This window comes from Marinimicrobium locisalis, from assembly GCF_039822625.1.
Taxonomy (GTDB): domain Bacteria; phylum Pseudomonadota; class Gammaproteobacteria; order Pseudomonadales; family Cellvibrionaceae; genus Marinimicrobium; species Marinimicrobium locisalis.
The window spans coordinates 17,867-40,231 of sequence record NZ_JBDLLG010000029.1; the positions used below are offsets into that span (position 1 = coordinate 17,867).

General features: G+C 61.0%; 23 protein-coding genes. 3 read left to right on the forward strand and 20 right to left on the reverse strand.

What is annotated here, in order from left to right; translation table 11 throughout:
- Positions 1–104 precede the first annotated feature (104 nt).
- From AAE514_RS16435 to ftsY, 19 genes are all read right to left on the reverse strand, one after another.
- On the reverse strand, positions 105–1,103 hold the full coding sequence (locus AAE514_RS16435; RefSeq protein WP_347332648.1) for an FAD:protein FMN transferase: 999 nt from the start codon (positions 1,101–1,103) through the stop codon (positions 105–107).
- A gap of 16 nt (positions 1,104–1,119) precedes the next feature.
- On the reverse strand, positions 1,120–1,899 hold the full coding sequence (locus tag AAE514_RS16440) for a type II secretion system protein N (protein ID WP_347332649.1): 780 nt from the start codon (positions 1,897–1,899) through the stop codon (positions 1,120–1,122).
- A gap of 15 nt (positions 1,900–1,914) precedes the next feature.
- Entirely contained in the window at positions 1,915–2,397 is a 483-nt protein-coding gene (locus tag AAE514_RS16445; protein WP_347332650.1) for a type II secretion system protein M, read from the reverse strand.
- Positions 2,394–3,647, reverse strand: coding sequence for a type II secretion system protein GspL (gene gspL, locus AAE514_RS16450; RefSeq protein WP_347332651.1), 1,254 nt, complete (start codon positions 3,645–3,647; stop codon positions 2,394–2,396). Before gspL ends, AAE514_RS16445 begins: the two co-directional genes overlap by 4 nt.
- A 12-nt stretch (positions 3,648–3,659) precedes the next feature.
- Positions 3,660–4,775 carry a type II secretion system minor pseudopilin GspK gene (gspK, locus tag AAE514_RS16455; protein WP_347332652.1) on the reverse strand — a complete coding sequence of 372 codons (1,116 nt, stop codon included), beginning with the start codon at positions 4,773–4,775 and terminating at the stop codon, positions 3,660–3,662.
- The gene (gspJ, locus tag AAE514_RS16460; RefSeq protein WP_347332653.1) at positions 4,732–5,457 is read right to left on the reverse strand and encodes a type II secretion system minor pseudopilin GspJ; all 726 of its coding nucleotides are present in this window, start codon (positions 5,455–5,457) and stop codon (positions 4,732–4,734) included. Before gspJ ends, gspK begins: the two co-directional genes overlap by 44 nt.
- Positions 5,441–5,857, reverse strand: coding sequence for a type II secretion system minor pseudopilin GspI (gene gspI, locus AAE514_RS16465; protein ID WP_347332654.1), 417 nt, complete (start codon positions 5,855–5,857; stop codon positions 5,441–5,443). The genes gspJ and gspI overlap by 17 nt, the downstream gene beginning before the upstream one ends.
- Complete coding sequence (locus AAE514_RS16470) at positions 5,854–6,429, reverse strand: prepilin-type N-terminal cleavage/methylation domain-containing protein (protein ID WP_347332655.1); 576 nt, start codon at positions 6,427–6,429, stop codon at positions 5,854–5,856. The genes gspI and AAE514_RS16470 overlap by 4 nt, the downstream gene beginning before the upstream one ends.
- On the reverse strand, positions 6,429–6,881 hold the full coding sequence (gspG, locus tag AAE514_RS16475; protein ID WP_347332656.1) for a type II secretion system major pseudopilin GspG: 453 nt from the start codon (positions 6,879–6,881) through the stop codon (positions 6,429–6,431). The genes AAE514_RS16470 and gspG overlap by 1 nt, the downstream gene beginning before the upstream one ends.
- A gap of 33 nt (positions 6,882–6,914) precedes the next feature.
- The gene (gene gspF / locus AAE514_RS16480) at positions 6,915–8,150 is read right to left on the reverse strand and encodes a type II secretion system inner membrane protein GspF (protein WP_347332657.1); all 1,236 of its coding nucleotides are present in this window, start codon (positions 8,148–8,150) and stop codon (positions 6,915–6,917) included.
- Between the two features lie 12 nt (positions 8,151–8,162).
- The gene (gene gspE / locus AAE514_RS16485) at positions 8,163–9,665 is read right to left on the reverse strand and encodes a type II secretion system ATPase GspE (protein ID WP_347332670.1); all 1,503 of its coding nucleotides are present in this window, start codon (positions 9,663–9,665) and stop codon (positions 8,163–8,165) included.
- 66 nt (positions 9,666–9,731) lie between these two features.
- Positions 9,732–11,759, reverse strand: a complete 2,028-nt coding sequence (gene gspD / locus AAE514_RS16490) for a type II secretion system secretin GspD (RefSeq protein ID WP_347332658.1) — start codon at positions 11,757–11,759, stop codon at positions 9,732–9,734.
- Between the two features lie 15 nt (positions 11,760–11,774).
- Entirely contained in the window at positions 11,775–12,833 is a 1,059-nt protein-coding gene (gene gspC, locus AAE514_RS16495; RefSeq protein ID WP_347332659.1) for a type II secretion system protein GspC, read from the reverse strand.
- A 303-nt stretch (positions 12,834–13,136) separates the two neighbouring features.
- Entirely contained in the window at positions 13,137–13,829 is a 693-nt protein-coding gene (gene trmB / locus AAE514_RS16500; RefSeq protein ID WP_347332671.1) for a tRNA (guanosine(46)-N7)-methyltransferase TrmB, read from the reverse strand.
- A gap of 87 nt (positions 13,830–13,916) precedes the next feature.
- The gene (locus tag AAE514_RS16505; protein WP_347332660.1) at positions 13,917–14,300 is read right to left on the reverse strand and encodes a DUF423 domain-containing protein; all 384 of its coding nucleotides are present in this window, start codon (positions 14,298–14,300) and stop codon (positions 13,917–13,919) included.
- Between the two features lie 99 nt (positions 14,301–14,399).
- Complete coding sequence (gene rpoH / locus AAE514_RS16510) at positions 14,400–15,257, reverse strand: RNA polymerase sigma factor RpoH (RefSeq protein WP_347332661.1); 858 nt, start codon at positions 15,255–15,257, stop codon at positions 14,400–14,402.
- 156 nt (positions 15,258–15,413) lie between these two features.
- The gene (gene ftsX, locus AAE514_RS16515; RefSeq protein ID WP_347332662.1) at positions 15,414–16,409 is read right to left on the reverse strand and encodes a permease-like cell division protein FtsX; all 996 of its coding nucleotides are present in this window, start codon (positions 16,407–16,409) and stop codon (positions 15,414–15,416) included.
- Positions 16,406–17,074 carry a cell division ATP-binding protein FtsE gene (gene ftsE / locus AAE514_RS16520; protein ID WP_347332663.1) on the reverse strand — a complete coding sequence of 223 codons (669 nt, stop codon included), beginning with the start codon at positions 17,072–17,074 and terminating at the stop codon, positions 16,406–16,408. The genes ftsX and ftsE overlap by 4 nt, the downstream gene beginning before the upstream one ends.
- A gap of 9 nt (positions 17,075–17,083) precedes the next feature.
- Positions 17,084–18,193 (reverse strand): signal recognition particle-docking protein FtsY, encoded by a 1,110-nt coding sequence (ftsY, locus tag AAE514_RS16525; RefSeq protein ID WP_347332664.1) that lies wholly within the window; start codon positions 18,191–18,193, stop codon positions 17,084–17,086.
- Positions 18,194–18,272: 79 nt separating this feature from the next.
- On the opposite strand from ftsY, the gene rsmD reads away from it, so the two are divergent.
- The 3 genes from rsmD to AAE514_RS16540 all read left to right on the forward strand — a co-directional run bounded on the left by rsmD (position 18,273) and on the right by AAE514_RS16540 (position 20,393).
- The gene (gene rsmD, locus AAE514_RS16530; RefSeq protein ID WP_347332665.1) at positions 18,273–18,872 is read left to right on the forward strand and encodes a 16S rRNA (guanine(966)-N(2))-methyltransferase RsmD; all 600 of its coding nucleotides are present in this window, start codon (positions 18,273–18,275) and stop codon (positions 18,870–18,872) included.
- Between the two features lie 99 nt (positions 18,873–18,971).
- A complete protein-coding gene (coaD, locus tag AAE514_RS16535; protein WP_347332666.1) occupies positions 18,972–19,463 on the forward strand; it encodes a pantetheine-phosphate adenylyltransferase in 492 nt (163 codons plus the stop codon).
- Positions 19,464–19,466: 3 nt separating this feature from the next.
- Positions 19,467–20,393 (forward strand): DMT family transporter, encoded by a 927-nt coding sequence (locus tag AAE514_RS16540; protein ID WP_347332667.1) that lies wholly within the window; start codon positions 19,467–19,469, stop codon positions 20,391–20,393.
- A 33-nt stretch (positions 20,394–20,426) separates the two neighbouring features.
- Here AAE514_RS16540 and AAE514_RS16545 read toward each other — a convergent pair whose 3' ends face one another.
- Positions 20,427–22,322 (reverse strand): ShlB/FhaC/HecB family hemolysin secretion/activation protein, encoded by a 1,896-nt coding sequence (locus AAE514_RS16545; RefSeq protein ID WP_347332668.1) that lies wholly within the window; start codon positions 22,320–22,322, stop codon positions 20,427–20,429.
- Positions 22,323–22,365 lie beyond the last annotated feature (43 nt).

The window sequence follows — 22,365 nt, forward strand, 5'->3', positions numbered from 1 at the left end:
GCCTTCAGCGCCATTAGGATAGAGCCTTCAGCTTTTTAAATTAACAGCCTTCAGCGCTCCAAATGAATAGCCTTTAGCGTTTTAAACAAACAGTCTTCAGTTTCTTAATTCGGCGACTCCAGCCCCTTACTGTAGTGCACTTTACCTTCGGCGGTAATGACCACCGCCTCGAACCCCTCCAGTCGGTCAATTAATGCCAACCCCGGCTCAACGCCCATCACAAACACACTGGTGGACAGGGCGTCGGTATCGATACTGTTGGGGCCGAGCACCGTGGCACTGGCCACGCCCTGGGCGGAGGCGCCTGTGCTCGGGTTGAGAATATGGTGAACCCGCTCCCCTTCCGAGTTAATAAAGTAGCGCTCGTAGTCCCCCGAAGTGGAAATCGCCTCGTTTTGAAGCGGTAGAACAATCGCTACTTCCTCTGGGGAGCGGGGGTTTTTAATGCCCACCCGCCAGGGGCGGCCGCGGTGATCCCCCAGCAGGCGGGTATCCCCCCCGGCGCCGACGCTGGCGTGCTCTATGCCCCGCTCGCGCAGCACCGCGACGGCTCGGTCCACCGCATAGCCCTTGGCGATACCACCGAGGTCCACATAGAGTTTGGGGTGGCCGAAGTACACTTCCCCGGCTTGGGCATCCAGGTGAATCTTGCGGTAATCAATAGCGGCCAGCAACGCTTCCCGTGCGGCTTTGTCCGGCTGCTGGCCTTCGCGATAGTCGTAGTAGCGCCCCACCGAGCCGAACGTTACATCGAAAGCGCCGTCGGTGAGCTTGCCATAGCGGATGGACTGGGCCAGAAGCCAGGCCAGCTCGTCGCTGATGGAGAGGGGGGCTTGCTTGGAAGCCTTCACCGCTTCACGGTTCAGGCGGGAGAGTTCGCTACCTTCGAGGTAGGGGCTAAAGTGACGATTGATCCGGTGCATTTCTTCCATGACCGCCGCCAGGGCTTCCCGTCCGGCCTCGGGGTCGGTGTGCCATAGCCGGGCAACGACCTGGGTGCCCATGATGGCCTGCTCGTCGCTGAACCACTCCGCCGAGACGGGGACGCTGACCGGCAGAAAAGCCAGCGACCAAAAGAGCGCAGCGGCGAGGCGGGCTTTCATGGTGCCTCCGGGTTTTCTAGAATTGCAGGTCGATGTTGTAACGGTTGCCCTGCTGGTGGTCGAGTACCATGGGCATCCATTCGCGCGCCTGGATCTGATCACTGAAGTCGTCCGTCATTTCCATTTGGCCCTTAACGTATACGCCCCCGGCCATCGGCAGGCGAGTTTCTGCCTCTATGTCGATGGGCCCTTCAAGGTCAAAGACATCGGCCACAATGGCGTTTTGCTCAGGGTCGAAGCGAGCCTCGGCGGCGTAGCTGCCCAGGGTGACCCAGGTGCCCTCGGCCTGGACGCGCGCGCCGGTCCAGCTCAGGTTGCCCTCAAGGTTCTGCATTTGCCCGTCGGCCATGGCCAGAGACTGGATATTGGCCGAAAGCTGACCCTGGACCGGGAACGGCAGCCCGGCCTGGATCAGATTAGCGGGGGCGTCGATGCTGGTATCGCTGACCCGCACTTTGCCCCCGAGCCCGGCACAAACCCGGCCGTCGATGCTTTGGCTCTCCAGGCTGGCGTTGACGTCCGCGCAGGGGGTCAATGTCAGCAGCGACAGTGGGCTCAGGTCCCACCGAAGAGCCCCCAGGGAGTAATGCTGGTTGTCCACTTCCACACTGGCCATGCGGGCCTGGCCTTCCCAGACGGTGCCACGCACACCGCTCAGGCCCAGGGTGTTGCCCTGGGTCATAAAGTGAGCGGCCCAGGTGGCGGGCGTTCGAGCGACGGCAAAAATCAGCGTCAGCAGAACAAGCGCCAATACCCAGCGCACAGGGGGAATGAAGTTAGAAAGGTTATTCCACATAGTCAGGTCGTCGATTTAATTCTTTTGCAGGCGAATGTTGACTGTCACCCGGCCCTGTTCACTGGCACCGGCCATGGAGAAATCCACCACGCTTACATCGTGCTGGTATTCCATTTCATGCAGCCACTGCATGAAGCGGTCGTAAGGCACCTTGTCCAGACGGACTCGTACCTGGCCCCCGGTCCCCGGCTGAAAACCGCTCATGCTCAGGTTGTTGGCGCGCAGGCTGGAATCCACCAGGGCGCTGATGTTGCTGTCATCGCGGGCGGCCGACTGGGCCTGCTGCTCGGCTTTGCGCATTTGCGCCGCCAGCAACTCTACGCGCCCAAGGCTTTGGCTGACGGCGTTGTTGGAGCGAACCTGTTGCTCGCGCCACTCGGACAAGGGCACCAAGACCGCTTGCCAGAGAATATAGAGCGCGACCGCGAGCGCGCCGACCAACATAATGGTTTGCTCGCGCCGGTTGTAGCGAGAGAGCCAGTCAAAAAATGCTTTCATGAACGGCCTCCTGAGACTCTCAGCCTGGCGCTGTGGGTATCGCCCTGGGCGCTGGCGCTGAGCAGTTCGGCCTCCAGGCCTTGCTCCTGCATCTCACCGCGCAGGGTTTCAATGGCGTTAAAGGTCTGGGCGCGAACGTTGAGGCTCAGCTCGCCACTGCGCGCGGAGTAGGACACCGCGCTCACCGTCACCCCTTCTGTACTCGCCAAAGCCGGGAACACGTCCCCAAGGAACGGGGTTACCCGGCCGCCGCTGGCGCTGGGCTGCATTTCCGAGAGCCGCTGCTCCAACTGGCGCTCCGCGTCCACCAGGTTGCCCTGCCCCGCGACGCCCCGGTAAACCTGCTCGATGTTTCGGCGAATTTCGAGATTCTCCGCCTCCAGGGTTTTTACCTCGTAAACGGTCACGCCGATGTAGAGCACCAGGCAGGCGGCCGCGGCGACCACCACCCCTTGCCAGTCCCGCCACCAGCGCTCCACAGGCAGGCGTTGCGAGAACTCACCCTGGCACAGGTCGAGCAGGCCGCTTTGGTGAAAATCCAGCTGCCACAGCTCCACCACGGCCTGTTCATCCACCCGGTCTTTCAGCTCTTCGGGCAGCAGGGACTCCAGCGCGACCAGGTCCGCATCGGTGGCGGCGCGAAGGGACAGGCGCGGGAGGTTATCCACGCGGTTTTGCGCGGTCAGTAGCATCTGCAGGCTCAGCCGCGCCTGGTCACGATCGACGCTGAAACCGAGGTTGGGCGCATAGCGCACCATTAGTGCGTCGCCCTCAAGTTGCAGCGTCCAGTGGGGGTAAGACTCGGAGGGCTCCGCCTCCTTGGGCAGCGGCAGGGTCAGCGGCAGCGCCCAGGCATGCTGGATTTCAATGTGCCGTTCGGACAGGCGGTCAAACAGTTCGCGCAGCCAGGCACTTTCGGTATAAGCGGCGATGACACGGCCGTCTTTCGGGTGGCCGAGGGCGAAATGAAACTGATCGATATCACCGATGACGCTCTCTTCCAACTGAAACGGCAACAGCTTGCGAAGGTGTTTTCTCTCGGCCTCGGCGTATTCCAACTCGCGCGTGACCACCTGATTACCGGGCACTAACAGCCACGCGATGTGATGCCCTTCGCCCAGGGTATTCACCAGCGTTTCCAAATCCCCCGAGGCCGCGCTGTCCAGCAGCGGGCGGGATTCGCTGTCGAGCCAGCACCAGCGAAACTGATCCTGGGCCCGGTTGACGTAAAGCACAAGTTGATTGGCCATAACTGTGTTCGCTTAGTTCGGTTGTGTCGTCGCTGATTGAGAGTTCGCCGGCGCTGCCGTTTGCGGGAACCGGGTAATTTCGTAAATGTCTTTGCGCTGTATCATCTCAACTTTATCGTTGTTGCGCCGCAGTATGCTGCGCATCGCCCGACGCTGCTCGTTGATGGTGGCCTCCGCCTCCAACATAAAGTGGCTGGTGGTGACGCCAAGGTTCGACGTCTCCGGCGTCACCCCCAAACTCTGCCACCCCTGACTGCCACGGAAGGTGTCCACATTCTGGTAGAACCCCTGCTGCGCCTTGTCTTGCAACAGCATTTCCACCTGAGCCTGGTCCAGCGGCGTCAGGTCGTTTGCGCCGTTAATGGTGCGCAACAGCCGCCGGGGCATGGTGTTCACATTCATCTGCTGCCCCTGCTGTCCTTGCCCTTGCGTCGGCATTACCACCAAGTAGGGCCGGATCAGCTGCATCAGGTCTTCACTCACATGCCGGACCAAACGCAACTCATCCACCGAGGAAAACGCCTGGTTCGCCGGCTGGTATTCGGTTTCCAGCCCGACATAATAATCCGCCTCGGCGCCCCCAAAACCGCTGGGGGTATTGTCTGAGTCCATCCAATCAACAATGGCTTCCAGCACGGCGGCCGCCTCGCTCGGGTTCAGCGGTAGCTGTTCCTCAAAGGTCTGCAGCAGGCGGATAAACCGCCGCTGGGCCACCGAATAGCGGCTGGGGTCGCTGATGGCCTTATCCTGATCCACCCCCTCCCCCAGACTGTTCAAGTCGATATAGCTCTGGGCGTCGGTAATCGCCACGGTGACCCAAACCCCATCGAGCTGAATATCCTGTGTGACCCCCCAACCTTCCTCGTAATAATCCACCGCCGGGTCCTGGTCTTCGGCCAGGACAAATTTGGTAATCGACTCGGCCGCCAATAGGTGGTTGCGAGTCTGGGCTCCCAGCCAGCGGCTCTCCGCCTTGGCCAGCCCCAGTTGGTAATCGGCGGTAAACTTGACCGCCAAGCCCGCGACGACGCTGACGATCAGCAGCGCCATAATCAGTACCGCGCCCCGCTGCGTACCGGGTTTACTACGGTCCGGGCTTGACGATTTCGAACAGGCGCTCAGTAACACCGACCCCCTCCACTTCAATCCGCATCATCACCGCGTGGGGCATGGCGGCCGGGTTGCCCCCCACCTGGTCGGGGTCCGGCCACGCCTTGGACCAATCGCGGGTGTAGTCATCGCCTTCCAGCGCACCCTTCCCCGAACGAGCCACGTAAGCCTGGGACAAAAACCGCATTTCCAGGTGTTTTACCCCTTCCAGCAAACGCATCTTGACCGCCTCTTCCTCGAACTCGTACTCATCGTAGGGTTCGTTTCGCTCCGGCCGGTACAGGCGCCACAGGGTCTGGTCTTCATCGAGCCAGTACTGCACTTTCTGAAGATCGCTGCGCAAACGCTCCAGCGGGTTGGCCCAGGAGTGTCGAGTGAACCGCATAATCCGCTCTTCATTGGCGAGCGAGCCCTGCGGGTCCGCCTCGAACGGGTTTACCAGTATCTCCCCACCGTTTTGTTGCGTTGGTTGCCCCCGCGACGGCGGCACCAGATGGCGAAAATCCTGTCCGATTAACTGCCAGGCACGGTCCAGGTTATTGATCTGCTCCATAATCTGTCGGCTGCGCTCAGCGCCGTTACTGGCCGCGGTCAGGCCCTGGTAGGCCATGGCCGCAATCGCACCGGCGATGGCCAGCGCGACCATCATTTCCAGGAGGGTAAAACCCTTCTGGCCATGGCCCCTACGGCGAGGTTTCACGAAACACCCCCGTCAGCGTGGCCAGGACGTTGTCTTCCTGCGTTGCGGGCGAAACCGAAATCTCGATTTGCCGAAATTCGGGCATTTCCCCGAATTTGCCCAATTTCATGGGCTCGTTCTCCAGTTGCCACTGCCACTCCAGGCCCGCCTGAGTCCGGCGGCCGCGCTGCTCGTCGGGCAGCCGGTAATCCGTTCCACCATGATCTTGAAGCAATCGCAACCGAGTCAGCTCGTTTTCCGCCACCCAAAACGCCATGGTTTTGTCGCGAATGGAGGCCGTGCCGTCCAACTGCGTCATTACCAGCGTCAGGAACGCGGGCAGGGCGACGGCGACGATCATCAGGGCCACCATGACCTCAATCAGGGTAAAGCCGCGCTGGCGTTTTTGTTGGGGGCTCATAAATCCTGCTCCCATTTGCGCCGTTCTTCACGGTTGAGCCAGGTCACTTCGCCCAGGGGCGAGACTTCCACCCGTTGGGCTTTTCCCGCGTCAAACTCGTCGGGGAAAATGGCCATTTCGTAGGCCGTGGCCTCCCCGCTGGGCGCAAAAATCAGTACCGGTGCCGGTTCTTCTTCCCGTGGGTCGTACTCCCACTCTTCTCCTTCCACCCGAATTTCAAGCTGCATATCTTCCGGGAGGCAGCGCCCTTCCAGCGCCTCGCCCACGGGGTTCCACTCCCCTTGGCGCTGCTGGCGCCAGTCATAGCACCAGCGCTGGCGGGTGCTGTCCCCGGGGGTACGAGGGGTCCAGAACAGGCCAATCATCTTGTAGTCGAGCACCGTCTGCTCCGAGACGAACTTGGCCTGTAGCATAAACTCTTCAACTTCTTCCTCTGCCCGGCTGGTGGAGTCATCGCCACCGATGGACAGGGTCGCCATGGAGATGGCGATGCCGATGATCATCATCACCACCAACAGCTCGACCAGGGTAAACCCCGATTGACGAACACGCTGGGTGGTGAGCACGGTCATTAACTCCCTTGCACGCTCTCGTCCCACACGCTGATATCGGCGTTGGGGCCTTCACCGCCGGTTACGCCGTCGGCGCCCAGGGTGTAGATGTCGTATTCGCGGGTTTCACCCGGGCTCAGGTACTGGTAGGGCGAGCCCCATGGGTCCTGCGGCAGCTCGTCCAGGTAGCCGCCCTGCTTCCAGTTGCGCGGCTCGGGCGCCATGGTGGGCTTGTTGACCAACGCCTCCAGCCCCTGCTCCGTGGTGGGGTAGGTGTAGTTATCAATGCGATAGAGTTTCAGGGCGGTCTGGATGGCCTTGAAGTCCGCCTGGACTTTTTGTAAGCGCGCGTCATCGGCCCGGTCGAGCACGGCGGGGGCGACAATACTCGCCAACAAGCCGATGATAATGACCACGACCATGATTTCGATCAGACTGAAGCCACCCTGGCTGCGTAAAGGTTTCCGGTTCATAGCTGCTACTCCGCTCACTGTGTCGCTCTCGCGTTAAATTAGACTGTTCATTTCGAAAATCGGTTGCAGGATCGCCATCACAATCAAACAGACGGCGCCCCCCATAAAGACCACGGTAAAGGGCTCCAGCAAGCCCATGGCCACCCCCAGCATCATTTCCAGTTCGCGTTCCTGGTCCTGGGCGGCGTTCTCCAGCTGCTCGGGCAGAGTACCGTTGGCCTCCCCGCTCGCCACCAGCTGCACCAACAGGGGTGGAAACTGGCCGGAATTTTCCAACGAGCGGTGCAGGCTGGTCCCTTCCTGAACATCTTCGGCCACCTGCTCGCAGGCCTCCTGCATAATTTTATTGGTCATTACCTGCCCGGCAATGCGCAGCGCCTGAAGCAGGGGCACACCACTGGAGGACAACAGCGCCAGGGTGGCCGCAAAACGGGCCGAGTTGATTTGCAAGATCAGGTTGCCCACCACCGGCATTTTCAGTTTTAGCTGGTGCCAGCGGCGCATCCGGGCCTCGTTGCGCAGCAACCGGTTGAAGCCGTAAACCAGCGCCACCAGCACCAGGAGCGTGTAGTGGCCATAGTTAATAATAAAGTCACTGGAAGCGATGAGAAACTGGGTCAGCGCCGGCAGTTCGCGCTCGCCCTGCTGAAACACGCTGACCAGTTTGGGCACCACGAAGGCCATCAGCGCGATAATTACCGAGAGGCTGATAAACAGCAGTACCAGCGGGTAGATCATGGCCATTTTCAGGCGTTGCTGGATCTGCTGGTTGCTCTGGGTGTAATCGGCCAGCCGCTCCAGTACCGGTGCCAAAAAGCCCGCGCTTTCCCCCGCCTTCACCATGGCCCGATACATATTGTCGAAAGCGCCGGGGATTTCCCCCAACGCCTGGGCCAGGCTGAAGCCTTCCAGCACCTTGGTGCGCACCTGAAGCAGTATGCGCTTGTTATTGGGTTTCTGCTGCTGTTTCGCGGTGGCCTGCAATGCCTCGTCCAGCGGCAGGCCGGATTTCACCAGCGACGCCAACTGGCGGGTAATCAGGCTCAGGTCCCGGGCGCTCATTTTGGCGCGCCAGCGCTGGCGCATGCCGCCGAGTCCCTCGCCGCCAGCCGCCGCGGCCTTGCGACCACCGGCCACGCTCTGTACCGAAAGCGGCTTCAGTTTCTTCGCGCGCAGCTGGCTGCGGACCTGGCGCTCGGAGTCCCCCTCGAGCATGCCTTTGACGGTTTTGCCGGCTTCGTCTAGCGCTTGGTAACTGTAGGCACCCATGGTCTATTCGTCCTAACTGGCGGTGGTTACCCGGAGTACTTCCTCCAGGCTGGTCACGCCGTCCAGCACACACTGGCGCCCGTCGTCGCTGATGGACTGGCTGTTCTTGCGCGCTTCGGCCAACAGCGCCTGCTCGCCGGCCTGTTCGTGGATCAGGTGGCGCATCCGCTCGTTAATTTCAATCAGCTCGTAAATCCCTTTCCGGCCCCGGTAGCCCATGTTGTTGCACTGGTTGCAGCCCACGGGCTTATAAATAGTGGCCCCTTCGGGCAGGTGCATCAGCTGACGCTCGGCTTCGTCCGCCAGGTGGGGCTCACGGCAGGCGGGGCAGAGTTTGCGCACCAGCCGCTGGGCCATGACCACTTCCAGGCTCGAGGCGAGCAGGAAGGGTTCCACGCCCATGTCTTTCAGGCGCATCACAGCGCCAATGGCAGTGTTGGTGTGCAGGGTGGACAATACCAAGTGACCGGTCAGACTGGCCTGAATGGCGATTTCAGCGGTTTCCCCGTCCCGGATCTCACCGACCATGACCACGTCAGGGTCCTGACGCAGAATGGCGCGCAGGCCGCGGGCGAAGGTCATGTTCACCTTGGAATTCACCTGAGTCTGGCCGATGCCCGGCAGCAGGTATTCCACCGGGTCTTCGATGGTCAGAATGTTGCGGCTGCGGGTATTAATGTGGCTCAGGCCAGCATACAGCGTGGTGGTTTTACCGGAACCGGTCGGACCGGTCACCAGAATAATACCGTGGGGCTTGAGCAGCGCTCCGGCCAGTTTCTCGCGCACGGTGTCGGACATGGCCAGCTGTTCCAGGGTCAGCTGTCCGGCGGCCTGGTCCAGCAGACGCAATACAATGCGTTCCCCGTGGGCCGAGGGAATGGTGGAGACCCGGATATCCACGGCGTGCCCGGCCAGACGAACGGTAATACGGCCGTCCTGGGGCAGACGCTTTTCGGCGATATCCAGCCGCGCCATGACTTTCAGACGCGAGACCAGCACCGGCGCCAACTCGGCCTTGGGGGAGAGAATTTCGCTGAGCACCCCGTCGATCCTAAAGCGCACCGACACCCGGTCCTCGAAAGGCTCCAGGTGAATATCCGAGGCGCCTTCGCGCACCGCCTGGGACAGAATGGCGTTGATCAGGCGAATAATCGGGGCGTCATCGTTACCGGCCAGCAGGTCGGTTCGGTCGGCCAGGTCCTCGGCCATGGAGGAGAGGTCGTATTCCGCCCCCAAGTCTTCCGCCGCCTGCTGGGCCGCGCCGTCGCCGCTTTGGTACACCCGCGTCAGGCGCTGCTGGAAATCCTCATTGGAGATTTCCTTCAGGCGGAACTCCGCGCCCAGGTAACGCTGCAGCTCCAGCAATACATTCAGGTTCAGGCCGGGGCGGTAGAGCAGGGTGGCTTCGTTTTCTTCCTCATCGAGCATGACGCCGTGTGTGGACGCGAACGCGAAGGGCAGCCGGGCGTGGGCGACATCATCACCCGCGCTAGCAGCCTGTACCTCGTCCTCCATCGGGTCTTCCGAGGTGGAGACTTGGGACTCATCGTACTCGTCCAATATCGACTCGGCACTCACGGTTTACTCCTCGGCCTCAGGGGCATCGTCCGGCTCAGTACTGGCGCTGTCTTCGTCCTTTACGGAGCTGGGGCTAAGCATGCGAATGCGCTCAGCCTCATCCAACTTTTCCTGCCACTCGGGCAGAACGGGAATCTGGTCTCGCCCAAACAGCATGCCGCCTTGGCGACGGCGATTTTCCTGCTGGGCGCGCAGCGCTTTGTATTTTTCCGCCGTGGCGCCGGTCAGCATTTTGTCGTCTTCAATCACGGTCGCGCGGATGAAAATCAACAGGTTGGTTTTGCTGACTTGGTCGCTCTGGTTGCGGAACAGCCGGCCCATCAAGGGGATATCACCCAGGAAAGGCACTTTCTGGGTGGTCGTCTGAATTTCTTCTTCGATCAAACCGCCCAGCACGATGGTTTCCCCGTTTCCAGCCAACACCTGGGTGTTCAGTTTACGCTGGTTGGTGATCGGGCCGTCCTGACTGTTCAGATTCGACAGGCTGGAGATTTCCTGGCTGATATCCATCACCACGCTGTCACCAGCGTTCACATGTGGAGTGACTTCCAGCAGGACGCCCACGTCCCGACGCTCAATGGTCCGGAAGGGGTTGCCCGGGTTGGAGTTGCCCCCGCCCGTGGAGGAGTAGGAACCGGTGGCAAACGGCACGTTCTGCCCCACGGAAATGGACGCCGTGTGGTTGTCCGTGGTCAGCAGGTTCGGCGTCGAGAGAATATTGGTGGAGCTTTGTTCCTGCAGCATATTCAGGATGGCGAGAAAGTCGGTGCGCTCGCCCATGCGGCCTATACCGAACACTTGCCCTGGCGTGCTCGCCAGCCCACCTGCCAGCTCCAGTAACGCCCCATCAGAAGCCTCAGTGTCCTCATCATTAATTTGAAGGGCGTTCCCGCCCAAACTGCCAAGCTGGCCGCTGCCATCGGTGGAGCTGCCGAAGCCGGCTTTGTCATCCTGGTACATCCACTGAACGCCCAGCTCGCGGCCATCGGTATCTTCCACTTCCACAATAATGGCTTCCACCAGCACCTGGGCGCGGCGAATATCGAGGCTGTCGATGACACCGAGGAGGGACTCCAGCGTGTCACTGTCGGCGGTCATCAGGATGGAGTTGGTATCTTCATCGGCCTGGACGTTCACTTTCTGGCGCTGGCCCTGGTTTTCCTCGCTGCGGGCCATGTTCTGCAGCACGCCGTTCAGTACCGTGGCGACGTTTTCCGCCTTCGCGTATTTGAGGTAGACCACGCGGACATTGCTGTCATTGGTGCGCGGGCGGTCGATCCGCTCGATCAGCAACCGGATGCGCTCGCGCTGCAAGTCGTCACCGTGAATCAGTACCGAGTTGGTGCGCTTGTCCGGAATAACGGTCAGTTCCGACTGCCCGCCGTCCGAGCCGGGCTTTTCAATTTGGGTGACATGGCGGGCAACATCCTCGGCCATGGCGAATTCCAGTTCCACCACTTCGGTTTCCACCACGGAGGACTGGTCGATCTGGGCGATGATTTGCTTCAGGCGCACGATGTTCGAGCGGGTGTCCGTCACGATAATCGCGTTGCTGGGGTCATAGGCGGAGAGGTGACCGTGCTGAGGCACCAGGGGCCGCAGGGTGGGCAGTACTTTTGAGGCGCTGATATTCTCTAGCTTCAATACCTGAGTGATGTAGGTGTCATCGCCCTGTGGACTCTGGCCCATCTCGGTGGGCACCGGCAGGGAGCGGGCATCCCGGTTGGGAACGATGCGTACCACATTGCCGTTTTCCACGGCGGTGAAGCCCTGCACGTCCATCATCGACAGGAACAGCTGATACAGCTCTTCCTTGTTGACCGGATCCTGAGAGATCACCCGCACCTGACCGCGCACCTTGGGGTCGACCACAATGGTCTTGCCCGTGGCATCGGCAACGAATTTAATCACTTCCTGGATTTCGGTGTCCTTAAAGTTCACCGTCCAGGTCTGTTGCCCCCAGGCAGACAGGCTGACACATAACAGAGCCGTCGCAATGGTTCCCGCCAGACGTTGCACACACACTTTCACTGGTTTTCCTCGCTATTATTCGAGCTCGATATCGATGGTCAATTCCTCGCCGCCCCGCTCAATCTGGAGGCTTGCGGAGCTGGCATCGCCCATCTCGCGATAAATTTCCATGACTTTCTGTGGACTGCTTAACGCAACCCCGTTTACGGCTTTGACTACGTCGTTGGCCTGAAGGCCGAGAGAGTCAAACAGCGCCCGGTCACGACCGGGGCGAATTTTATAGCCGACAATCTGGCCGTTCTCCCGGTGAATACTCATGGAGACGACATCCGAGAGGGAGCGGCTACCGACCCGCTCGGCCACATCGTCCGCGGCTTCGTTCAGGTCTTCTTCCCGAGGCTGCGGCTCTGACTGCTCCCGTTCCTGCATGGAGCCATCACTGCCGGTGTCCTCATCCCCTTCCCAGCTTCGGCTGGGAGTATCCGGCACGGGTCCGGCCGCCAAATCGCTGGCCCAATCATCGTCCGAGTAAAGCCACAGCGACTCGTAACGCCCGGCGTTATTCAGAATAACCCGCAACGGCAGCACCTTCTCCAGGGTGACGTTGCCTCTGACCGGCAGCTCATCGCCCGGGCCGTAAATCTCTTGTTTGGAGCCATCGGCAATAATCGCGCGAGCGGCTTTCTCGTCGTTGCTGCCCATGACCCCGCGCAATACCAGGTTCAGGTCGGTATCCACCGCCTGATCCTCAATGCTCGGGCCACTGGGGGCCTGGGTTTCGGCGAGCGCCTCGGGTTCGTCGCCTTCGGCGGCCTCCCCGAAAATGGTCAAGCCGGACAGGGCCGCAATATCCACCGACTGCGCACTACCGCCGCTTCTCTCGGTGCTCAGGGCATTGGGCGCGACACGGGCATCGGGAATGCTGGGGCTCGGCGCCAGCACCCAGACCAACTGGGCCAGGGTATAGCTCAACCAAAGAACAATAAGGAATTTGGCGCAAAATCGCCAGAAGCCCGCCGGAATACGGCCCAGCCATGCGCTGCCTTGCCGCATCCAATGGGCCAGCCGCTCGCTGCGCCAGTCCACCGCCATACCGGAGGAAGGCTGGTTTTGTTGTGTTTCCGTATTCGACAAAATTGACTACTCCACGCACGCTGGAACGCGTTCCCCACAGGCGCCCCGCATGCGGCACCACCGTGGTCTTATTCTTATTTGGCCAGAAACTTGAACCCCGGCCTGGCCAGACAATTAAAAGTACGCCAAAGGCGCACAGACTTTCAACCGATGAGTATGACAGGCCGCTGCCAAGGTAAATTCCACCGACCGCGCAAACGCTTGGCGAGCATACCGCCTCTGCCTGGGAATTGAAACCGAGTATGGGTGAGAATCGCGACAGAAGTCACGTTTGGCGCGCCCCTTGAGGCCTTTCAGGGTGAATTAATGCGCCAACGGCCGGTAAAGCAGGTCCCAGACGCCATGTCCGAGACGAGCGCCGCGCTGCTCAAATTTGGTAATCGGACGGTATTCGGGTCGCTCGGCAAAGGCTCCGGGGGCGGTGGCATTCTCCCACCCCGGGGCGGCTTCCATTACCTCCCGCATGTGCTCGGCGTAGTTTTCCCAGTCGGTGGCCAAGTGGAAGACACCCTCGGGCGTCAATTTCCCCCGAACTTTCTCCACAAAGGCCGGCTGCACGATCCGGCGCTTGTGGTGCTTTTTCTTGTGCCAGGGGTCCGGGAAGTACAGCTGAAACCGATCCACGCTCGCCGCCGGGATGCAGTCATCGAGCACATCAACGGCATCGGCCATGTAGACCTTCAGGTTGGTGAGGCCCGCCTCCCCCGCCTCTTTGATCAAGCGCCCCACCCCGGGCGGGTGCACTTCTATACCGATAAAGTTCTTTTCCGGCTCCCGCTCGGCCATGGTCAGCAGGGAGTCACCCATGCCGAAACCAATCTCCAGCACCAACGGTGCCGATCGCCCAAAGGTCTGCGTTAAGTCGAGAGTGCCCTGGTGCAGGCTGAGCCCGTACTCGGGCCACCACCGGTCAAAGGCCGCGCGCTGGCCCTCGGTAATGCGACCGGCGCGAATCACATAGCTGCGAATGGCCTTGGGTTTGTATTCGGGCCGGATACTCAGGCGGGCGTCTTGCTCACTCATGGTTTTGGGTTACTTCCCGAGATGAAATCGTTAACAGAAAAAATGGGTTATAGGCCAACACTACCCTTTTAAGGCCCGGGCACCGACAACGAGCAGCGCCGTCCACCCCACCATAAAAAGCAGCCCTCCGAGGGGCGTGACTGGCCCCAACCAGCGCGGACCACCGAGCGCCAGGCCGTAGAGGCTCCCGGAGAACAGCACAATGCCCGCCACAAAGGCCCAGCCGGCGACTTGCAAGGGCAGGGTCGGCCCCAGCCAGCGCACCAACGCCAAGACGCCCAGCAGGGCCAGGGCGTGGTACATCTGGTACTGGACGCCGGTCTCAAAGGCAGAGAGGGCGGCTTCGCTCAGGCGGGGCTTCAGGCCATGGGCGGCGAACGCCCCCAGAATCACGGCGGTAAGGCCGCTCAGGGCCGCGACGATTAAGAATAGGGGGGCCAACATGGGCGTATTCTCTCTCGGGAGTCAGTCAGGGGGTGGGCCGTGACACAAAAAAGCCGCGCTCGGCGCGGCTTTCCCGTGCAAAACAGCGCGCCGCCTGGGTTAAGCGGCCATTATTGCCGTTTTCACTTTTTTCATGGCGTTCTTCTCAAGCTGGCGAATACGCTCCGCGGATACGCCATACTCGTCGGCCAGTTCGTGCAGGGTGGCCTTGCTCTCGCTCAACCAACGCCGTTGCAGGATCGCGCGGCTGCGATCATCCAGGGTTTCCAGCGCTCGCTCAAGGTTGCCGACGCTGTTTTCTTCCCAATTGGCATCTTCCAACTGGGTGGCCGGGTCGTAACGCCTGTCTTCCAGGTAGTGCACCGGGGCCACGTAGTGGCTGTCATCGTCGTCTTCCTCGCCGGCATCAAAGCCCGCATCATAGGAGGACAGGCGACCTTCCATCTCGCGCACGTGCTTAACGTCAACACCCAGGTCCTCGGCGACGGCATTCGCCTCGTCGTTGTTCAGCCAGGACAGGCGTTTCTTGGCGCCGCGCAGGTTAAAGAATAACTTGCGCTGGGCCTTGGTGGTGGCCACCTTGACGATGCGCCAGTTGCGCAGAATGAATTCGTGAATTTCGGCCTTGATCCAATGCACCGCGAAAGAGACCAGGCGTACGCCTTTCTCCGGGTTGAACCGTTTAACGGCCTTCATCAGGCCCACGTTGCCCTCTTGGATCAAATCGCCCAGGGGCAGGCCGTAACCATTGTAGGAACGAGCGATGTGAACCACAAAGCGCAGGTGCGACATCACAAGATGCCGGGCTGACTCAAGGTTGCCGTTGTAGTACAAGTCTTCCGCCAAGCGGCTTTCTTCTTCCGCGGACAGAACCGGGAAGCGGCTGACGGCTTGAACGTAACCATTTAAGTTCCCGCCGGGCGATAATACTCCGGCCGGCATTAGGCCAGTGCTCATTCACTTACCTCCTAGGTGTTTGGCTACCGAGTGTAGCACTACGAGGTTGGACTGCCAAGCCCCGAAAAGTTCCCTTGAGAAACCACAAAAACCTTTCAAATCAGTCGCTTAGAGCCTCTTTTCAGAGCCTTGTAAGACTTTGTGTGACAATATACGTCAGCTGGGCTCGATTTGGATCAGGTGCCGCGCCACCGCCAGCCAGGCGCCGAGGAGGCCGAGGACGCCAGAGAGCAGCACCAACTGCAAACTTTCGGTCAAATCCAGGCCCTGCAGGCGAAAATCGCTCTGGTAAAGGTCCGCCAGGCGGGCCACCGGGCCGGAGAGCCACCAAAGCCCGAGCCCGAGCAGCGCCAGGGCCAAGATTCCACCGCCCAGACCATACCAAAGCCCGGTGTAAAGGAAGGGCCGGCGCACGAAGGCGTCGGTACCGCCCACCAGTTTGACCACCAGAATTTCATCCCGCCGGTTCTCGATGGCCAGGCGAATGGTGTTGCCCACCGCCAGCAGAACCCCCAGCGCCAGCAAAGTGGCCAATGCCAACACCACCCGCTGACCCAGGGCCATCATTTCCTGCAGCCGCCGGACCCAGGCCATATCCAGGCGCGCTTCGGCCACCACCGGCTTGGCGGCAATGGCATCGCGCAGCTCACCCAGGGCGTCGGGGTCGTGGGTGGCCGGGCGGACCAACAGCACGTCGGGCAGGGGATTCTCCTCCAGCCCCTGGAGCACCCGCCCCAGGCCGGAGTAGGCTTTGAACTCCTCCAGGGCATCGCCGGGGGGCACATGGGTGACCTGGTCGATTCGGCCATCCTTATCGAGTGAGGTCAGCAGGGCGTCGATCGCTTCGGGCCGAACATCCTCCACCAAAAACACCGACATTTGCCCCGAGTCCTGCCAGCTGTAGCCCAGGTCCTGAATGTTGTTCAGCACCAAATACAGGGCAGCGGGCAGGGCCACCGCCACGGCGACCACCAGCCAGGTCAGCAGGCTCTGCATGGGCGTACGGAACAGCCGCTGCAGGCTCTCCACCGCGGTGGTGCTGTGGTGGGCCTGCCAGGAATCCAGCCGGTCGGTCAGCCGGGTGCGGCTCTGACTGGCGCCCTTGGGGCGGGGTTTGGGCGGCGCCTGGGGGGCGGGGCGGCGCGGGCTCATGCCAGGGCCCCGTCGTGCGCGACCTGGCCACCGGAGAGGGCCAGTACGCGCTTGTTCATGCGTTTGAGCAGCGACAGGTCGTGACTGGCAATCATCACCGTCACGCCCACATCGTTGAATTGCTCGAACAGGTTCATAATATCGGCGGACAGTTCCGGGTCCAGGTTACCGGTGGGTTCGTCCGCCAGCAGCAGGGGCGGCTTATTGACCACGGCCCGGGCGATACCCACCCGCTGTTGTTCCCCGCCGGAGAGCATAATGGGGTTGTGGCGCTCTTTGTCGAGCAGCCCTACCTTGTCCAGTGCCGCCCGCACGCGGCGGCCCACTTCACCGGGTTGATAGCCCGCGATGTGCAAGGGCAGGGCGACGTTCTCGAACACGCTCCGGTCGAACAGTAGTTGGTGATTCTGGAACACCACGCCCACCTTCCGGCGAAAGTAGGGAATGTGGCGGCGGGAGAGGCGGTTGAGATTGCGATCATCGATCAACACCTGCCCGCGGGTGGGCCGCTCCATCAGCATGATGAGCTTCATCAGGGTGCTCTTGCCGGCACCGGAGTGGCCGGTCAGGAACAGCATCTCCCCCCGGGCCACGTCGAAACTGACCCGGGAGAGCGCATCCTGCCCACTGCCGTAGCGCTTGCTGACGTTGTCGAAGCGAATCACGCCCGGCGCCTATTGAGCCGCGTCACGGGGGCCGGAGGCATCGCGCCGCTCGCCAAACAGGGCATCGACGAAAGGCTCGGCGGCAAACGGCTGAAGGTCATCCACCCCTTCCCCCACACCGATAAAGCGCACGGGCAAGCCAAATTCTTTACTCAGCGCAAAAATCACGCCGCCCTTGGCGGTGCCGTCGAGTTTGGTCAGGGCGAGGCCAGTCACGCCGGCGGACTGGATAAACTCTTTCGCCTGGCTGACGGCATTCTGGCCCGTGCCCGCATCCAGCACCAAGAGAATTTCATGAGGGGCGGACTCGTCGATTTTGGCCATCACCCGTTTTACCTTGGCCAGCTCTTCCATCAGGTGACTCTTGTTGTGCAGCCGCCCGGCGGTATCGGCGATCAGCACATCCGTGCCCCGGGCCTTGGCGGCTTGAAGCGCGTCAAAGACGACCGAGGCGCTGTCGGCCCCGGTGTGCTGGGCAATAACCGGTACCTGGTTGCGCTCGCCCCAGACCTGGAGCTGCTCCACGGCGGCCGCCCGGAAGGTGTCGCCGGCGGCGAGCATGACGCTCTTGTCTTGTTTCTGCCAGTGCTTGGCGAGCTTACCGATGGTGGTGGTTTTACCCACGCCGTTTACGCCCACTACCAGAACCACATAAGGTTGTTTGGAGGGGTCGATTTTCAGTGGCGCCTCTACCGGCTCGAGCAGAGCGGAGAGTTGCTCGCGCAGGGCTTTATAAAGCGACTCGGCATCATTGAGCTGCTTGCGCGCCACCCGCTGGGTGAGGTCATCAATAATGTCGGTGGTGGCCTCGTAGCCCACGTCGGCAATCAGCAGTTGGGATTCGATCTCCTCTAGCAGCTCGTCATCAATGGCCTTGCTGCCCAGGATGAGATTCCCCATGCCTTCGGCAAAGTGGCTGCTGGTGCGGCTCAGCCCTTCTTTGATGCGGGCAAAGAAGCCTTTTTTCGGAGCGGGCTCGGCCTCGGGCGTGACGTCGGGCTCGGCCTTGGCTTCAGGTTCGGGCGCCGCCTCCGGTTCCGGTGGCGCCTGGGTGGCTTCGGGCTCCGGCGCCGGCGAGGCGGGCTCCTCGGTTTTTTTCTTACGCTTAAAAAACTTCATGGACGAATGAATCTACCTTTATGGTACGGGCGGAAAGACGCTATCCTACCACTTCTGTCCCGCTGAAAGAGAGGCCCCTTTGAAAGCCGCCAAGCGAAGCGTGAAAAACCCCGCAAAACACTCGGACACCCGGCCCCTGCGCATTATTGGCGGCCGGTGGCGGGGGCGGAAGCTGAGCTTCCCCTCGGTGGACGGACTGCGCCCCACCGGAGACCGCATTCGCGAAACACTGTTCAACTGGCTTGCCCCCCACTTGCCCGAGGCCCGGTGCCTCGACCTGTTCGCCGGTTCGGGCGCGCTGGGTTTTGAAGCCTTGTCCCGGGGCGCGGCCGATGCCCTCCTACTGGAGCGGGACCCGCAGGCCGCCTCTGGCCTGAAACAGAACCTGGCGGCGCTCAACAGCACCGCGGGGCACGTCATCGAAGGCGACAGCCTCAAATGGCTGAACCGCGAAAGTCCCAGGGCGTTTGATGTGGTGTTTATCGACCCGCCGTTCCAACAGCGGCTCTGGCAGGCCAGCATTGACCGGCTGGCCCAAGAGGGCTGGCTGGCGGACGGGGCGGCGGTGTATATCGAATCCGAGCCGGACACACCGCTTGCGGTGCCCGAGCACTGGCATTTGCATCGGGACAAAACCGGCGGCCAGGTGCGCTACCGGCTATATTTTCTGGAACGGTAGGGCGGCCTCACCCGGGGCGACTGGCGCCGGGCGAGCAAATTCATTACCATCGCGCCAGCTCGGAAGCAAGATATCAACCCTAACCTAAGAGACAACGCCATGCGGACAGTGGTTTACCCCGGAACCTTCGACCCGATTACCAACGGCCATATCGACCTGGTGGAGCGTGCCTGCCGCCTGTTTGACCGCGTGATTATCGGGGTGGCGGACAGCGCCCGGAAAAAGCCCCTGTTCAGCCTGGAAGAACGGGTGTCTCTGGTACGCGACAACCTTACCCATTTGAAAAACGTGGACGTGTGCGGGTTCGACATCCTGCTGGTGGACTTCGTCAAGGAAAAGAAGGCCCAGGCGGTGTTGCGGGGCCTGCGGGCGGTGTCCGACTTCGAGTATGAATTCCAACTGGCGAATATGAACCGCGCTCTGGAGCCGAGCATGGAAAGCCTGTTTCTGACGCCGGCGGAGCACCTGTCTTTTATCTCTTCCTCCATCGTGCGGGAGATTGCCAGCCTGGATGGCGATGTCAGTAAGTTTGTTACCCCTTCGGTGGAAGCGGCCCTGGCCCACAAGTTCGGCCTTAAACCCCACCACTAACTCATGAACCCCCGCTCCGCGTTTCAAAACCGCGCGGCGGTCCTGGTGACCGCCGTGTTTTGCTGCCTGTTGTGGGGCAGCGCTTACCCGGCGATTAAAATCGGTTACGGCTGGCTCGAAATGGCGGCGGATGATACTGCCTCCCAAATGCTGTTTGCGGGCATTCGGTTTTTTGGCTCCGGCGTTATTTTGCTGACGCTGGCGGCGATTCTAGGCAAGCCTCTGTGGCACTTTTCCGCACGCCAGTGGGGGCAGTTGGCGCTGCTGGGGCTACTGCAAACCACGCTGCAGTATGTGTTCTTTTACATCGGCCTGGCCCATACCACCGGGGTAAAAGCGGCCATTATGGTCTCCACCGGCACCTTTTTCAGTGTGTTGCTTTCGCACTTTATTTATCGCAACGACAAGCTCAGTACCGGGCGCAGCCTGGGCTGTTTGATCGGGTTTACCGGGGTGGTGTTGATCAACCTGGGGGAGCGCGCGCTGGATTTGGACTTTACCCTGCTCGGCGAGGGTTTTATTACCATCGCCGCCCTGGTGCTGGCCGTGGCCCTGATTTACGGCAAGCGGCTGTCCCAGACGGTGGACCCGATGGTGATGACCGCGCAGCAGTTAACCATGGGCGGGCTGGTGTTGATCCTCATCGGTGTAGGCGGGCAGGGCGCCGTCACCGGCGTCACGGTGGCGAGCGGGGCCCTGCTGCTGTATTTGATGATGCTCTCCGCCGCCGCTTTCGCCCTATGGAGTTTTCTGCTTAAACACAACCCAGTGGGCCAGGTGGTGCCTTTTCAGTTCTTAATTCCCATATTCGGGGCCGGGCTTTCCGCCCTGTTTCTGGGAGAGACCATTCTTGAATGGAAGAACCTAGCGGCCCTGGTGCTGGTGTGCGGCGGCATCTGGCTGGTGACCCGACCCGCCACGCGGTTTTAACTGTAAACCGCGCCATGCGCAGCGAGGGCAACCCTAAAAGCTATACTGCAAGTCAAAGTAAACCCGCACGTCGTCTTCCTCTTCTCTGTCTTCTTGTTCTCCCGCCTGTTCTTGTCGTTGCTCCAGGGCGGTGTTGCGGCCCGTTAACGGCTGCGCCACGGAAAGGGAGCCCCTTACGTGGTTACCCACGTTAATCCGAAAGCCCAGGCCCACGTCGCTGTACTCGCCCGTACTGTCATCTTCCCCCTCGAGCACACTGTAGGCTTCGCCATAGCTGTAATCGGCAAACAGCATCGGCTGGAGGGCCTCTTTCAAGGGCCCAACCCCGGGGAAAATCCAGTCCAGCCCGACGTGCACGCCGTTATCGGCGAAGTAGGAGTTAAGCGCGTAACCCCTGGCCTTGCGCGGGCCGGACAGTGAAAACTGATTGACCGACGACAACGCCACCCCGGAATACTGCCCGGAGGTGCGGGCGATCACGCGGGTGTTGAGCTCGGTAAAGGGTACCTGCCAGAACGCGAGCAACGTATAGTCCAGGTTTAGTAGCTCGGGGGACTCCTCCAGCTCATTCTCCTGTTCCCCGCGCTCGGTGAAACGGCTCCAGGTGACCCCCATGCCCCCCTGGTGCAGCAGGCGACGCTTCTCATCCAGGCGTTCAAAGCGATACTCAAGGGTGGTGTTTATTACCGTCGAATCGCGGCCAATGGAGCTTCCCCCGAAAGTCATCTCAGAGGCGATTTCGGCCACCTTCAGATGCAGCGAGCGATTGCGCAAGCGGGTCCTTAGCAGCTGATAATCAAGCGCCGCGTCAATCACGCTGGACCTCCCTTCAATGTCTAGGGCGTCCGTATCCTCGGAGGCGGTCCGGCCCACAATAAAGTCATTATTCGATGCCCCAACGGCAAAGTTCAACCGCGTGAAATAAGCGGGCACACGGTAGCGAAACATGCCATAGAGGGAGTTGTCCGGCTCGAACGAGGCCAGCGCCCCGACCTGAAGCTGGTCCCCGATGCCCAGGGGGTTGTGCCAATAAAAATCACTGTACAAGCGGTACTCGCCCGAGTTCTCCGAGCCGTGGTTATCCACCCGAACGTTGGCATCGAACCAACGCTCATCGGTAACGTTGACGACCATGCGCGAGTCACCCACCTGCAGGCCGGGCTCGAAAAAGCCCCGCGCACGCAGCCCCGGCAAGTCATTGACGAAGAACAGCCGCTCTTCAATCACGCCGGCCTTCACTGGCTTGTCCAGAACGCCGTCAAAAATTCGCTCAATGGTCCGGTCCCGGTAGCGCTGGTTATTTTCGACTCGAACGTCCCCCAGGTCGCCCATCAATACCGTCAGGTTCACCACGCCATCGCGTACCCGTTGCTTGGGAATGTAGGCTTTGGCCAGAATAAAACCACGCTCGCGATAATATTGCGTAATGGTGTCGGCCACGTGCTCCACCATGCCCAGGGTAACGCCGCGTTCGCGGCGCTGCTCGCGCACGTGAAAAACGACCCGCTGGACTTCGAGCGGGCCGACGTGGCGGCCCTTGGTCTGTTCCTCGATTTCGGCAATCAGGTCGGATAGGGAGGCCAGCTCCTCCAGGGTGTACCCGGACTCCAGCATTTCCCCCTCATCCATCATGTCGAAACGAATGGACTCCACTCGCTTCATCACCTCTTCATGGGTGATGCCCAACTCCGGGTACTCTACCAGGCCCTGAACCCGGAACTCACGCACGTTGAGCCGCGGCCCGGCTTGAGGGTCCGGGTTTCGGTCCCGCACGCCGGGCACGTCCAAATCCAGCCGCAGGCTTTCCTCTTCAAAGTCCGGCACCTCGGTGGTGTCCGGCATTTCCAGAAAGCTGCCGCTGACCGCCGTTTGACTGAAACCAGCCGCGAGCAAACCTAAAAACCAGAATGTTCTGGGTACTGCCATCATAATGTGCTTCCGTTTTTTCCTGTTGTCGGTTTCCCTGCTCCGC

Excerpts from the sequence above, each read along its gene's own strand:
- AAE514_RS16435 (WP_347332648.1), bottom strand. The coding sequence starts at position 1,103 with ATGAAAGCCCGCCTCGCCGCTGCGCTCTTTTGGTCGCTGGCTTTTCTG.
- AAE514_RS16440 (WP_347332649.1), bottom strand. The coding sequence starts at position 1,899 with ATGTGGAATAACCTTTCTAACTTCATTCCCCCTGTGCGCTGGGTATTG.
- AAE514_RS16445 (WP_347332650.1), bottom strand. The coding sequence starts at position 2,397 with ATGAAAGCATTTTTTGACTGGCTCTCTCGCTACAACCGGCGCGAGCAA.
- gspL (WP_347332651.1), bottom strand. The coding sequence starts at position 3,647 with ATGGCCAATCAACTTGTGCTTTACGTCAACCGGGCCCAGGATCAGTTT.
- gspI (WP_347332654.1), bottom strand. The coding sequence starts at position 5,857 with ATGAGCCCCCAACAAAAACGCCAGCGCGGCTTTACCCTGATTGAGGTC.
- AAE514_RS16470 (WP_347332655.1), bottom strand. The coding sequence starts at position 6,429 with ATGACCGTGCTCACCACCCAGCGTGTTCGTCAATCGGGGTTTACCCTG.
- gspG (WP_347332656.1), bottom strand. The coding sequence starts at position 6,881 with ATGAACCGGAAACCTTTACGCAGCCAGGGTGGCTTCAGTCTGATCGAA.
- gspF (WP_347332657.1), bottom strand. The coding sequence starts at position 8,150 with ATGGGTGCCTACAGTTACCAAGCGCTAGACGAAGCCGGCAAAACCGTC.
- gspE (WP_347332670.1), bottom strand. The coding sequence starts at position 9,665 with ATGGAGGACGAGGTACAGGCTGCTAGCGCGGGTGATGATGTCGCCCAC.
- AAE514_RS16505 (WP_347332660.1), bottom strand. The coding sequence starts at position 14,300 with ATGTTGGCCCCCCTATTCTTAATCGTCGCGGCCCTGAGCGGCCTTACC.
- rpoH (WP_347332661.1), bottom strand. The coding sequence starts at position 15,257 with ATGAGCACTGGCCTAATGCCGGCCGGAGTATTATCGCCCGGCGGGAAC.
- ftsX (WP_347332662.1), bottom strand. The coding sequence starts at position 16,409 with ATGAGCCCGCGCCGCCCCGCCCCCCAGGCGCCGCCCAAACCCCGCCCC.
- ftsY (WP_347332664.1), bottom strand. The coding sequence starts at position 18,193 with ATGAAGTTTTTTAAGCGTAAGAAAAAAACCGAGGAGCCCGCCTCGCCG.
- coaD (WP_347332666.1), top strand. The coding sequence starts at position 18,972 with ATGCGGACAGTGGTTTACCCCGGAACCTTCGACCCGATTACCAACGGC.
- AAE514_RS16540 (WP_347332667.1), top strand. The coding sequence starts at position 19,467 with ATGAACCCCCGCTCCGCGTTTCAAAACCGCGCGGCGGTCCTGGTGACC.
- AAE514_RS16545 (WP_347332668.1), bottom strand. The coding sequence starts at position 22,322 with ATGATGGCAGTACCCAGAACATTCTGGTTTTTAGGTTTGCTCGCGGCT.